The sequence below is a fragment of the Actinokineospora diospyrosa genome, assembly GCF_024171925.1.
Taxonomy (GTDB): Bacteria; Actinomycetota; Actinomycetes; order Mycobacteriales; family Pseudonocardiaceae; genus Actinokineospora; species Actinokineospora diospyrosa.
This window is the reverse complement of the sequence record NZ_JAMTCO010000008.1, coordinates 89,233-102,250: the sequence shown is the minus strand read 5'-3', so window position 1 is coordinate 102,250 and position 13,018 is coordinate 89,233. Positions and strand designations below refer to the sequence as shown.

The 13,018-nt window shown below is 68.2% G+C and carries 10 protein-coding genes and 1 pseudogene; 3 read left to right on the top strand and 8 right to left on the bottom strand.

Going from position 1 to position 13,018, the window contains the following annotated elements; all coding sequences use genetic code 11:
• Positions 1 to 5: 5 nt before the first annotated feature.
• The 8 genes from LV75_RS16560 to LV75_RS16525 form a co-directional block, all read right to left on the bottom strand.
• Positions 6 to 1,313: an MFS transporter gene (locus LV75_RS16560; protein ID WP_253887812.1), complete on the bottom strand. Its 1,308-nt coding sequence runs from the start codon at positions 1,311 to 1,313 to the stop codon at positions 6 to 8.
• Complete coding sequence (locus LV75_RS16555; RefSeq protein ID WP_253887811.1) at positions 1,310 to 2,134, bottom strand: thioesterase domain-containing protein; 825 nt, start codon at positions 2,132 to 2,134, stop codon at positions 1,310 to 1,312. Before LV75_RS16555 ends, LV75_RS16560 begins: the two co-directional genes overlap by 4 nt.
• Entirely contained in the window at positions 2,127 to 5,312 is a 3,186-nt protein-coding gene (locus LV75_RS16550; protein ID WP_253887810.1) for a non-ribosomal peptide synthetase, read from the bottom strand. The genes LV75_RS16555 and LV75_RS16550 overlap by 8 nt, the downstream gene beginning before the upstream one ends.
• Positions 5,309 to 6,439 carry a pyridoxal phosphate-dependent aminotransferase gene (locus tag LV75_RS16545; RefSeq protein ID WP_253887809.1) on the bottom strand — a complete coding sequence of 377 codons (1,131 nt, stop codon included), beginning with the start codon at positions 6,437 to 6,439 and terminating at the stop codon, positions 5,309 to 5,311. Before LV75_RS16545 ends, LV75_RS16550 begins: the two co-directional genes overlap by 4 nt.
• The gene (gene dapF / locus LV75_RS16540; protein ID WP_253887808.1) at positions 6,436 to 7,377 is read right to left on the bottom strand and encodes a diaminopimelate epimerase; all 942 of its coding nucleotides are present in this window, start codon (positions 7,375 to 7,377) and stop codon (positions 6,436 to 6,438) included. Before dapF ends, LV75_RS16545 begins: the two co-directional genes overlap by 4 nt.
• 81 nt (positions 7,378 to 7,458) lie before the next feature.
• Positions 7,459 to 8,160, bottom strand: coding sequence for a 2OG-Fe dioxygenase family protein (locus LV75_RS16535; protein ID WP_253887807.1), 702 nt, complete (start codon positions 8,158 to 8,160; stop codon positions 7,459 to 7,461).
• Positions 8,161 to 8,207: 47 nt separating this feature from the next.
• The gene (locus tag LV75_RS16530; protein WP_253887806.1) at positions 8,208 to 9,254 is read right to left on the bottom strand and encodes an iron-containing redox enzyme family protein; all 1,047 of its coding nucleotides are present in this window, start codon (positions 9,252 to 9,254) and stop codon (positions 8,208 to 8,210) included.
• 147 nt (positions 9,255 to 9,401) lie between these two features.
• A complete protein-coding gene (locus LV75_RS16525; RefSeq protein WP_253887805.1) occupies positions 9,402 to 9,608 on the bottom strand; it encodes a hypothetical protein in 207 nt (68 codons plus the stop codon).
• A gap of 695 nt (positions 9,609 to 10,303) precedes the next feature.
• On the opposite strand from LV75_RS16525, the pseudogene LV75_RS35895 reads away from it, so the two are divergent.
• The 3 genes and pseudogenes from LV75_RS35895 to LV75_RS16515 all read left to right on the top strand — a co-directional run.
• Positions 10,304 to 10,600: pseudogene (locus LV75_RS35895) on the top strand (hypothetical protein); the annotation flags it as partial.
• 400 nt (positions 10,601 to 11,000) lie between these two features.
• Positions 11,001 to 12,080, top strand: a complete 1,080-nt coding sequence (locus LV75_RS16520) for a hypothetical protein (RefSeq protein ID WP_253887804.1) — start codon at positions 11,001 to 11,003, stop codon at positions 12,078 to 12,080.
• A gap of 500 nt (positions 12,081 to 12,580) precedes the next feature.
• Positions 12,581 to 12,904 (top strand): hypothetical protein, encoded by a 324-nt coding sequence (locus LV75_RS16515; protein WP_253887803.1) that lies wholly within the window; start codon positions 12,581 to 12,583, stop codon positions 12,902 to 12,904.
• Positions 12,905 to 13,018: the final 114 nt, after the last annotated feature.

Below are 13,018 nucleotides of genomic sequence, written 5' to 3'. Positions count from 1 at the left end.
TCGTTTTACTCCCTCGTACGCTCGGGAATCGGATCGATCGGATCGAGTGGTGCCTGGGAAGGGGCTTCCGGCATCGCCGCCAGTCGGCTGACCGGGGACAGCAGCACCGGCAGCAGCATCAGCACCGCGGCGGCACCGATGACCCACAGCGCGGGGCGCAGGCCGACGGCGCCTGCCAGCAGGCCGCTCACCGGGCCGCCGAGAGCGCCGCCCGCGAACAGCAGGGTGCGGATGGCCGCGTTCATCCGGCCCATCAGGTGCGGCGGCGTCACCGTCTGCCTAAGGCTCATGATCAGCACGTTGGACACCGCGAGCCCGCCGTAGGCGAAGAAGAACGAAGCCACGAACAGACCGAGAACCAGCCAGCGCGGCCCGCCTGCCAGTGGGATCAGCACCGGGCCGGTGAACGTCGCGGCCAGCGACCAGAAGTAGACCCGGCCGGGCGTGTGGCGGGCGAGCAGCCTGCCCGACACCAGGGAGCCGAGCAGCCCACCGACAGCGCCGAGCGAGAAGACGACGCCCAACTGCGCCGGGGACAGGCCGACATCGCGCACCGCGTAGACGATGAACATCGTCGACGTGGCCATGGTGAAGAAGTTGCAGAAGGCGCCGACGAAGGCGATCGCCCGCAGGTAGCGGTCACCGAACACCCACCGCAGGCCGTCGGCTAGTTCGGCCAGCAGGTGCCGCCGGGCCGCGGCCGAAGCGGGCGCGGGCTCCCGGGTGCGGATGGCGGCCAGCGACACCACCGAGACCAGGTAGCTCACCGCGTCGACAACCATCGCGATCGGCGCGGTGAGCGCGCTGATCAGCACGCCTGCCAGGCCGGGCCCGGCGGCGTCCGCGGAACTGGCGGTGGTCGACAGCTTGGAGTTGGCCTCCACCAAGTACTTCTTGTCGCGGAGCAGGCCAGGCAGGTAGGACATCCAGCTGACGTCGAACAGCACCGAGGCCACGCCGATGCCGAACGCCAGCACCAGCAGCACCGGCTGCGTGAGCATGTCCATCGCGGCCAGCACCGGCACCAGCCCGATGAGCACTGCCCGCAGCGAGTTCGCGCCGAGCATCAACGGTCGCCGCCGCACCCGGTCCACCCACACGCCGAACAGCAGCGCGAAGAGCGGGTACGGCGCCAGCTGCATGAACCGCAGGAACCCGACCTGCTCGGGACCGGCATCGAAGACCAGCACCGCGGTCAGCGGCAGCGCCAGCGTGGTGATCTGCGTGCCGTAGAGCGACAGCGTCTCCCCTGCCCAGAACTTGAGGAAGTCCGGGTTGCGCCACAGCTCGCCACGGGATCGCGTGGAGCTCATCGCTGCAGGTCCGCGACGATGCCCGCGATGCTGGACAGGCCGTTCCCGGTCCACATGGAATGGTGGTCGCCCTCGATGGTGTGCTCGCGCAGGGCCGGTGCCACCCGCTCCCACCGCATCTGGTCCCCGGCTGACGTGGCGGCCCTGATGTGGACCACCGGCCCGTGGTACGGGGTGCGCACCTCGAAGTCGAACAGCGCGGCCACGTGCGCCCGGAAGATGCGGTAGCGCTGCAGGAGCAGCTCGGCGTCCACCTCCTCGGGCAGGACCGCCGCGCGTTCGATCGCGTCGAAGACCGCCGCCGGGTCGGCGTCGGCAGGGTGCGGCCCCACTATCGCGTCGAGCTTGTCGGCCAAGGAGGTCGACGCGGCGTCGGTCGAGGTGTGTGCCACCGCCGTCAGGTCGTGCAGGAACTTCAGCAGCATCGTCTTCTCCGGCGGCAGCGGCGCCCGGTACGGCACCTTGACGTCGACCAGCACGAGCGCGGGCACGGCGACCCCGGCCGCGGCCAGCCGCTGCGCCATGTCGTAGGCCACCACCCCGCCGAGCGACCAGCCGAGCAAGGTCACCGGTTGGCCGGGCCAGTGCGCGCCCAGCAGCGACACGTAGTACTCGGACAACTCCCCCAGGGCGCGGGCGGGCGGGCGGTCGTCGTCGTAGCCGGGCGCTTCGAAGCCGTACACCGGCTGGTCGTCGCCGAGCAAACCGGCCAGCCCCAGGTAGGGGTACGCCGAGCCGGAAACGGGGTGCACGCAGAACAGCGGCGTGCGCGTACCCGTCTCCCGCATCGGCACGATCGTGTCCGGCAGCAGGTCAGGCACCGATCATCTCCTCGATCTTGGCGGCGATCGCGTGCACCGCGGCCCTGCCGTAGAGCAGCCGGATGTTGATCTTGACCCGGAACTTCTTGTTGATCCGGCTGACCGCGCGCATGGCCTGCAGCGAGTTGCCGCCGAGTTCGAAGAAGTTGTCCTGCGAGCCCACTCGCGGCAGCGCCAGCACCTCGGCGAAGATCTCGCAGATGCCGGTCTCGGTCGGGGTCTGCGGCGGCGTGAACTCGGCGTCCGCCTGCTCGTTCTGCTCCGCCGGTGCCGGTAGTGCCTTGCGGTCGACCTTGCGGGCCGCGGTCAGCGGGAACTCGTCGAGCACCACCCAGGCCGTGGGCACCATGTACTCCGGGACCTGCTCGCCCAGGTGCCGCTTGAGCTCGGCGATGCTCGGCGCGGGCTCGGACTCGGCAGTCACGTAGCCGACCAACTGCTTCTCGCCGTGGGAGTCCGGCCGCAGCAGCACCACGGCCATGCGCACCCCCGGGTGCAGCTGCAGCGCCGACTCGATCTCGCCGAGCTCGATGCGCAGCCCGCGCAGCTTCACCTGGTGATCGATGCGACCGAGGAACTCCAGCTCCAGGTCCGGCCGCCAGCGCACCAGGTCGCCGCTGCGGTACACCCGGCCGGTCGGCCGGAACGGGTCGGGGATGAACGTCTGCGCGGTCAGCTCGGGCTGGTTGAGGTAGCCGCGGGCCAGCCCGTCGTCGCCGCCGATCAGCAGTTCACCGGCGATGCCCGGCGGGGTGAGGTTGCCAGCCCGGTCCACGACGTACACCAGCCGGTTCTGCTCCGGGTGGCCGATCGGCGGCGGGGTGCGCCAGTCCACCTGCTCGCAGACGTACTCGGTGCAGGCCACCGTGGCCTCGGTCGGACCGTAGAGGTCCACGAAGGTCCGGCCGGGCAGGTTCCACTTGTTGACCATCTCGGCGGGCACCGCGTCGGCACCGCTCATCACCCCGCGCAGGTCGGGGTACGGGTCGGGATCGAGCACCGACAGGATGGCGGGCGACAGGCCCGCGTAAGTCACCCGCTGGTCGCGCATCAGCCTGCTCAGCGCGTCCGGCGACAGCCCTTCCTCAGGCGACACCAGTACCAACGTCGCGCCCGCGGTGAGACCGGTGAAGATCTCGCCGATGGACATGTCGAAGGTCAGCGCGGGCAGCTGCAGCATCCGGGAACCGGCGCCGAAGTCGAACGTCCGCCGGTACGCCTGCAGGAAGCACTGGAGGTCGCGGTGATCAACCATGACGCCCTTGGGCTGACCGGTCGAGCCGGAGGTGTAGATCACGTAGGCGAGCGACCGACCGGTGGCCCACTCGGCCAGTGGAATGTCCGCGGGGATGGCCTCGACGGCGTCCCACTCGGCGTCCAGCGCCACGACGGCCCAGCCGCCTGCCGAGGGGAGCTGCGGCAGGTGCCTGGTGCGGGTGAGCAGCAGCCGGGTGGCGGTGTCGCGCAGCATGTAGTCCAGCCGCTTGGCCGGGTGGCTCGGGTCGAGCACGGTGAACGCCGCACCGGCCTTGAGCACGCCGAGCATGGCGACCAGCGCGTCCAGGTCGCGGTCCATCGCGATGGCCACGATGTCCTCGTGCTCGATGCCGTGCGAGCGCACCAGCCGGGCCACCAGGTCGGCCCGCCGGTCCAACTCGGCATAGGTCATCTCGACGTCGCGGCAGACCAGCGCCACCGCGTCCGGTGTGGACCTGGCCAGCTCCGCGATGGTGACGTGCACGGCGTCGTGGGTGAACTCGGCGACCTCACCGCGGCCCGCCGCCAGGATCCGGGACCGCTCGGTCCCCGACAGCAGCGGCACCTGCCACACCCGCAGGGACGGCTCGGCGGCGACCGCGCCGAGCACGGTCTGGATGTGGTCGGCCAGCCCGTCGATCCGCCAGCGGTCGAACAGGTCGGTGGCGTAGCCGATGTCCAGCCGCAGGCCGTCCGCCGACTCCCAGAAGTTGATCACCAGGTCGAACATGGCCAGCACCGACTCGAGCGGCACCCGCTCGGACTCGATGCCGGGCAGCTGGAAACCCGCCCCGGACATGCTCTCGCCGAGGACCTGCACCGACACCTGGAACAGCGGATTGCGGCTGGGGTCGCGGATCGGCTGCACCCGCTGCACCACCATCTCCAGCGGGATCTCCTGGTGCTCGTATAGATCGAGGCTGGCGTCGGCGATGCGTTCCACGAGCTCGACGAAGGTCGGGTCGCCCGCCGTGCTGGTGCGCTGCACCACCATGTTGATGAACATGCCGACCACGTCCTCCAGGTCCGGGTCGACCCGGCCCAGCATCGGCACCCCGAGCGGGATGTCCTCCTCGCCGGAGTAGCGCGCCAGCACGATGGTCACCGCGGCCGTGAGCACCATGAACAGCGACACACCGTGCTGCTGGGCGAGCTCGCGCAGGCTCGCCAGCAGCCGCGGGTCGCAGTCCACGCTGAGCATCTCGCCGCGACCGCTGGGCACCGCTGGGCGCAGCCGGTCGGTCGGCAGCTCCAGCACCGGCAGCCCGGCGAGCGACTGCTCCCAGTACCGCAGCTCCTCCTCCAGTGCCTCGCCGGAGAGCCGCTCGCGCTGCTGCGCGATGTGCTCGGCGTAGGTCATCGCCAGCTGCGGCAGCGCGGGCTCGGATCCGGCGAGCAGCGCCCGGTACGTGGCGGTCAGCTCGGCGATCACCGAACCCGACGACCAGCCGTCGATCACGATGTGGTGCCAGCCGAACCAGAACACGTTCTCGTCGCCGCCCAGCCGCCAGAGCTTGAAGCGGTACAGCGGCTGCGCCAGGTCGAACGGGGTGCGGTTCTCGGCGTCCAGCGCGTCCTGGAGCGTCTGCTCGCGCTCAACGGCGGGCAGGTCGCTCAGGTCGGTCACGATCAGCTCGACCTCGCGGTGCGGGCCGATCACCTGGTACGGGCTGCCGTCCTCGATGCCGAAGGTGGACCGCAGCATGTCGTGCCGGTTCACCACCCGGCTGAGGCTGGCGCGCAGCACGCCGACGTCCAGCGCCCCGCGAAGCCGGTAGGCAGATCCCAGGTTGTAGACGATCTCATCGGGATTCAGCTGGCGGAGGAACCACAGCTGCTCCTGCCCGAAGGACAGCGGGAGCCGGGTCGGCTCGGCGGCCACGGCTTGGTCGAGCGCCTGCGCTCCGTTGGCGGCTCTCATCTGCTCACGTGCTCCATTCGGCCCGGGCCGGGGTTCGGCGACGTCGTGGTTAGGGGATCCCGGTCAACCGGAACCGAGTGCAGTACGGCGTCGATGCGACGCAGCCCTTCGGCCAGTTCTCGTTGCTCACGGGCGAAGCACAGCCGCACCCCGCCCTGGCCGCCGAGCGTCTCGGCGGGCATCAGCAGCACACCGGCGTCGAGCACCCGGCGGCAGAACGACAGGGCAGACTCCCCCGTGGTCAGCTGCAACCACGCGAACGGGGTCCCGTCGGGCGGCAAGAGACGCAGCTTGTCGGGGTGGCGCGCCACCCAGTCGCGCAGCAACCGCAGGCCGCCGCCGGTCAGCCGGTCGTACTCGGCGGCGTAGAACTGACGATCGGCGAGCACCCCGCACGCCAGCGCCTCGCAGAGCACCGAGTTCGAGATGGACGTCAGGTGCTTGCGCTCGGCGCACGCGGCGACCACGGCGGGTGGCCCGTACAACCAGCCCACCCGCAGCCCGGGCAGGCCGTAGATCTTGGACACGCTGGACACCGAGAACACCCGGTCGCTGCCCACCGCGGCCGAGGAGGCCAGGTCCAGCGAGTACTCCTCGTCCAGCAGCAGGTACCCGCCGGTCTCGGCGACCAGATCGGCGAGACCGGCCAGCTCGAGCGGCCCGGCACGCCTCCCGGTCGGGTTGCACGGTGTGTTCACCACGACCAACCGCAGGTTCGGGCGGGCCGCGGCCCGCACCGCGGCCACGTCGATGCTGAAATCGTCGCTCAGGTCGAGCACGTCCACCTCGGCGGACAGCAGTGCGGGCACGGCCCAGGATTGCGGCCAGCCCGGCCGGAAGGTGATCACCTGGTCGCCCGGCCGCAGCAGCACGTTGTACAGCAGGTACAGCGCCTCCTGCGCCCCGTGCGTCACCGCGACCGAGTCGGCCCCGTCGCCGTACTGCTCGGCGATCAGCTCGCGGAGCCGCTGGGTTCCACGGTCCATGCCGTAGTTCAGCTCGATGTCGGCTGGGACGGCGAGCGACGCCAGGTGCCTGCACTGCACGTTGCTGTCGCCGAGATCGATGTCGTAACGGCCCGCGGCGTCCTCGAACACCCACCGCCGCATCGGGTACTCGGTGCTCATGCGCGCACCGCCGCGGGCTCAGCGTGCGCTACCGCGTCTCGATCGGAGTGCGCTACCGCGTCTTGATCGGCGTGGTTGCCGAGCCGGGCGACCAGCGCGGCGGCCAGCGTGCCGCTCAGCACGTGCTCGGCGCCGCCGGTCATGGTCACCGTGCTGTCCGGTGCCACGGTCACGCCGATCTCCCCGCCCGCCATCCGCACGGTGATCTCGGCGCCGGTGTCGACCAGGTCGAGCCGGTGCGCCACGGCGGTCGCCGCGCAGCCGCTGCTGCCCGAGGCCAGCGTGTAGCCCGCCCCGCGCTCCCAGACCTCGATCTGGATCGTCCGGCGGTCCAGCACCCGCAGGAACTGGACGTTGGTCCTCGTCGGGAAGCGCTCGTGCTCGGCGATCAGGGGTCCGAGCGCGCAGGCGAGCTCGCGGGTCGGGTGCTCGGTGAACACCACGGCATGCGGGTTGCCCAGGTTGAGGGCGGTCACCGTGAGCTGCTGGCCGTCGACGAGCAGCGGTTGCTCGACGGCGAGCCCGGTGATGCCGAGCATCGGCACCGCCGCGGCGTCGAAGCTCGGCAGGCCCATGCCGACGCTGACGACGCCTGCCTGCTCGTCGACGATGCGCACCGGCGAGTCGCCGCCCAAAGTGCGCACGGTCAACTCCCGCACTCCGGGCAGGTGCCGCGCGGCCAAGTGCAGGGCGAATATCCGGATGCCGTTGCCGCTCTTCTCGCACTCGCTGCCGTCGGAGTTGAAGATCCGCAGCCGCACCGGTTGGTCCGCGTCCACCGGGCCGATCGGGCCGTAGAGCACCCCGTCCGCGCCGATCCCGAAGTTGCGGTCGCACAACAGCAGGGCGTCCTGCCCGGTCGGCTCGAAGGCGGCGTCCCTCGGGTCGATCACCACGTAGTCGTTGCCAAGGGCCTGGTATTTGGTGAAGTGAGTCATCTCGTCAACCCCTCATCACGGGCGGGCCAGACTGGCGGCACCGTGCACTAAGGACGGTGCCGCCCGCGGGATCCACGGTGCTCAACTGCCGGTGACCCCGGGCTCGGCCAACGCCGCGCGGTCGTGCTCGTCGCCGTACCACTTCTCCTGCCAGCGGGAGAACGCCACGATCACGATGTCGCGGTGCGCCTGGCCGCCATCCGCGGACTCGACGTCGGTCACGTCGTGCGCGATCGCCCGGTCGTCCAGCAGCACCGCCTGCCCGGCCTCGAGGGTGCCGCTCCAGAACGGCGCGTCGGCGCCGTCGTGCCACAGCCGGGTCTCGGCGCCCGCGACGTTGTGGCGCGCCAGCACTGCGATCATCACGAACTCGTGGCCGTCGTGGTGCACGCCCTCCGGGGTCAGCGGGCCCACCCGGTCGGCCTCGGCCCGCGTCCGGTTCTGGTGCACGTTGATCTGCCAGCTCTCGCTGGTGTCCAGCGGGAAGGCCGCGGCACCCGCGGCGATCATGGTGGTGAAGTCCACCTCGATCGGTTGGTAGATCCGACGGATACCGCCAGCCACCGGGTTGAACTTGGTGAACGTGGTGTAGTCCCGGTGCGGCAGCAGCTCGAAGTCCCAACCACGGTCCTGCTCCCAGTGCATCCGGTACTGGGAGAACCGCTTGAAGCGGGTGCCATTGCCCATGTAGTCGTCGACCGGGCAGCGGTCGTAGCTGCGCAGGACGTCCACAGGTGGCGCCGGCAGGTCGATCACGGTGAAGCGCTGGTGGTTCAGTGGCATCGAACGTCTTGCCTTCCTGTGTGCTCTCGGCAGGGGGTGCGCGGCGGTCAGCGGTCGGTGGTGGGCATCCGCTCGTCGAGGTAGCGGCACGAGGAGTTCAGCCGCCACAGGGCGCCGCGCATCATGCCGCGGCGCATGGCGGGCGAGGACGCGGCGGGGATCACCACGTTGTGGAACCAGCCCGCGGCGTGCTGCGCGTCGACCGTGATGTGCAGCCGGTGGTAGACGATGCCGACATCGGGCAGGCCGAGCCGCTCCCACGCCTTGACCACCTGCACGAATCGGTCGGGCACCAACCACTCGGTCATCCCGAGGAAGCCGACGGCCTCGGCGTAGAAGGTGCGGTAGCGGCTCAGCAGAACCGCCAGATTGCCGCTGAGCAGGGCGTTCGCGCTGAGCCCCGCCTCCAGTTCCGCCGAGGTGATCTCGAATACCTCGAAGATCTTGTTGAACAGGTGGGTGTGGACCTCGGCCTGGTTGCCGTTGCCCATCTCGTCCCAGAAGTTGGTGGCGATCTCCATCTTGGCGCCGCCGCTGGTGCCCACCTGCATCATCGCCAGCAGGTCGTCGAAGCGGCCGTCGACCACCGACTCCTGCATCACGTAGTTGCGCAGGTCGTCGACCGTCGCGTGGTCCTTGATGAAGTCCTGGTAGTACGGGTGCTTGAACACCCGGTGCGCGCGGGCGGTCCCTTTGAGCCAGGACAGGTACGCCTTCGGCTGGGCGGGCGCCTGGTCCAGGATGCCCGGCTCGATCCGGTCGTCCTCGGCGGCCAGCGTCGCGGCCTCGAGCAGCCGCATCACCTCGTGCACCACCACCGATCCCTCAGCGGTCGGCTGTTCGGGGATCTGCATGGTCAGCTGGTAGATCCTGGCCAGGAGGAGTTGCTGGCAGTAGTGGGCGCGCCGGTCACCCGCGGCGGCGTCGGAATTCATCACCGAAACAGCGATTCGTAACCGGTCGAGTTCGCAGGCGAACTCCCGATCGACCTCCTCGGCGGGCGTGGACAGCCAGCCGGAGATCTCTTCGACAACAGCCATCGGATCAGATCCGATCGCCTCGGCGCGGACGGAAACATCGATAGTGGTGGACAAGTCAACGACTCCTATCTCGAGTGAAAGATCGAGCCTCCCGTGGCACGAGCCTGGAACGAGCACGCTATGCAGGCGTGCGGCAGCGTCACTTGACGTTCTTGCAAGGGCCGAATCGCCGGGGGTTCGCCGCGGCGTCCGTGCGCTCGATCACCCCGGCCACACGGCGCGAGCGCTTCGATCCGGCTGTCCCGCAACGGGTTCGATCGGACCAGTCGCGGGGAAGCAGTTGGCGGCATCGGCGCTGTTCGTACCGGCCGCGATGGCCGCGCCCGTCTTCGTGTCCCGCCGCGGGCCCAGCACGGCCCGGCGCTGCTCGCGGAAGACGGCGGCCTTGGTGATCACTTCGGTGTCCACGCCGACGGTCGTGTCCGGGTTGGCCACCTTCTAGCAGGTGTTGTCGTCCCACAGCATCCAGGTGCGTACATAATCGCCTCCCCCACCCACCAGGAGCCTTGGCGACGGTGTCGGCCGTGGTCTTCGTCCGGTGCAGCCGAACTACGATCGCCCGCGTGAACCACATCGGACTCTCCAGCCACAAGCCACCGAACATCCGCTCATGGTCGGTATAGCTGTTCACCACCACCGGCCCGCCCCCGTCGGTCGGGCCACGCCGAGCCCGACCGCCGAAAGCCGTGATGGACGCCGCCACGCCGCCGATCGGCCGAACCCCGCTCGGCATTTCCTCGACATACACATCCGAATAGGCCAACGCGACCGGCATGACAACCTCCACGCAAGGCGAACTATCGACGACCGCGTGACCAACCCACCCCGACAACCCCACCCCGACTCGACCGAAAATAGGCCAAAATTCGTATGGTTGCCATCCGCCCCCAATCCGCTTCCAACACCCCAATTGTGGGTCGCTAGTCGTCGCGGTAGTGCTACTACGCCGAACAGGTGGATATCTCATCACCCGACTATCGCAATAACGCGATCAACAACCACACTCCGTCATCCGGTGCGACACACTCCCGAAAATGGCAAATGGCAACCATTTCGCAGGTACTACGTGCGTTTGCGAACCGGAGTAACGTGTCCCGCTACGGCTGTCCGCAACCAATAGCAGGCACACATGTGACATCCTCCCGTCACGACCGAGAAACACCAGCAGGCCAGCGGAAACCGGTCTCCCGGGAGCTGCGTGCCACAGGCGAACCGCTCAGCCCCGCGCTGCGCGCCGACCTGGACCCACTGCCCAGCACCGGCTTCGACGACATCCAGATCCACGCCGACGAAATCTCCGACCAGATCCCCGGTCGCCGCGACCGCGCACGCTCAAGCGCGACATCAGCTTCGCGGCAAGCCGCAGGCTGCTCGCCCACGAGTTGGCGCACACGGTGCAGCAACATGGCTGCACTCCCGAACCGCATGACCTGTCGCCGATCAGCAACCCGGGCGACCCAACCGAGCCCGAAGCCCCGGACGCCGCCGAAGTAGCCGCCGCCGGACGTCTGCCGGTTGCCCTGGCCACTCCAACCGGGCCAAGCACCATACACGGGATTTCCCGCACGATCATCCACCTCGATTCAACTCATCCGATTTCATATTCTCTACTTCTAGCTGTAGCAGCCAACAACATATATTTCTCGGGCGTCCACTTCTGCAAACCAGCCACAGCGATAAGGAGGTCCACCCTGGGACACCCAGTATCCCACTGGCTAATTTTCGACAGAAGCTCCGATCGTCGAGCTTTACTGCTAAAGTTGCCGCCGCCCACGCCCAACTTGGAAGGTAGCTCAGGATATGGACGACGCCGCACTTGCTGCCCTTGTCGTGGCCGCGGTGCGTTCCGCCGAGGGCCCACGCAAAGAACGCTCCAGCCTACGGACCTTGGTCCGGGCAAAGCTGACCGGCACAGAGACGAACACCTCGACATGGGACCGGGTCAACCATCCTGAAGGTTGCTCCGACGAAACCTTCGCTGTTGTGCGGCAAGCACTAAGCAGCGATCACGAGTTCGCCAGCCAAGCGCAACAGCTTGCCGAACGCATCGTGTGGCGCAAGCAGGTCTTGCCTCGGCGAGACGCTGTCCTTGCCATCGGCGGTGCGATGGCAGGCAGTCTACTAGGCGTTCTAGGCAACTGGTTCGTCAATCCGGCGATCGAGCCACACGCCCAAGAGGAGGTCGACCGAGCGGCACAGGAAGCGGCCGAGGCCAAAGGGATACTCACGATGGAGGCCAAGGTCCAGGAACAACCGGATGACAATTCGGGCTGGGCCTTCCCCGAGCCGCTTTCCAGCGAACAAGCGCGTGACCTACTCGCGTTGAACGGCCCTCCCCGACTCCCCGGCGCCTTGGCCGGGGCAGGCGCGGTCCGAATGATGGTATCGGGACTGGATCCGGAACGCAGCATCACCCGACTGCGGCTAATCGTGACCAACCAGTGGCCAAAACCAATCCTGATCACTGATCTCCGAGCAGAGGTAACGCGAACACCCGTCCTGGCGGGCACTCTCGTCTGGGCGGGCGCGGAAGGCGGAGTGCCTGTCATAGGAATTGGGTTCGACTTGGACGAAGACTCGCCGCAGGCGAAGGTTCTAGGTGAGGACGGCGAGTTTGGCGAGTCATGGACCTACGGTGAAAACGTCGAGTTGGAACCCGGGAGTTCACAACCGTTCACGGTCGTCGGTAGGACCACCCGCTCCTGCTGCGCCTGGCACATCATCATCACGGCCAGGATCGATGGCACAACACGTGCGTTCCGAGTCAACGAGCAGCCATTCATCACGACAGCGTTCGCTGCTCACTACCAGCAGCGGTTTGGGTTCAATGTCCAGTGGCCGGGCAGTTGGGTCGACCACGGCCCGGGGCGTAAGTTCTGATGCGCCCAGCCCACCGGTCGATTCTGACGACCTGCGGAGGCTTTATCGTCGGCCTGACGGCGAGCTTACTGGTGGCCGCAGCCGTCGCTCCCGAATCCGATCCGTCCTTGTCGACGCCTCAGGTGTCTCCTCCGAGCCCGACCATGCCGGAGCCACTGACGCTGGCAGCCGCTGTTGCCCTTCGGACACCACCAGCCAGCGAAGCTTGGTACCTCATGGTTCCCAGGGATCTGGCGGCGCGGACGCCACCCGCAGACGTAAGCGACTGTGCCGCGCTCTTCAACTGGGCAGTGAGAGAGGGTGCGTTGCCGACCCTTGATACTGTCGTCACTGTAAGTGTGACAGCGAATCGCCGAGTCAACGTGTCAGGACTGCAGATGACATTCACCTCGGACCCCAGCCCTTTCCCGCCTGACCGGCCGCTGCCCAGCGAACGTCTGTCCTGTCTGCCAGCTAGGGACAGCGATCGAATGCCATCCGAGAGTGCCGTGCCTGGTCTCATGCTCCGCGACGGAGACCCTGCCCAGGTCGGCTTCACCGAGTCGATGCGGCTTTCACCGGGACGGGCGAGAGAGGTCGACGTGGTGCTGGGCTTCCTCGGAGGTTCGGGGCCGCAGGCCTATCGTATGGATGTGCGTGCCGAGGTCAGCGGCGAGGTTCACTCGATCCCGATCACCACCGGTCTCGTCTACGCGACCGAAGACGGGGGTGGTATGGGCTACAACCCGCCGTACACGGAATGGACGATGAGCCCGCAGCGAGTTCGGGTGCAATGCGAAGAACTGGTGAACCCAACGTTGGATCAACAGCCTGTTTGCCGTTGACCCCGCAGCCACCGGTCGAGACGACGGTGGAGATCGCGCTTAGAGGTGGACGTCGTGGCGGGAGCGGGCGTTGAGCTTGCGGCTGACCTTTAACCACGGACTCCCGCAAACTCT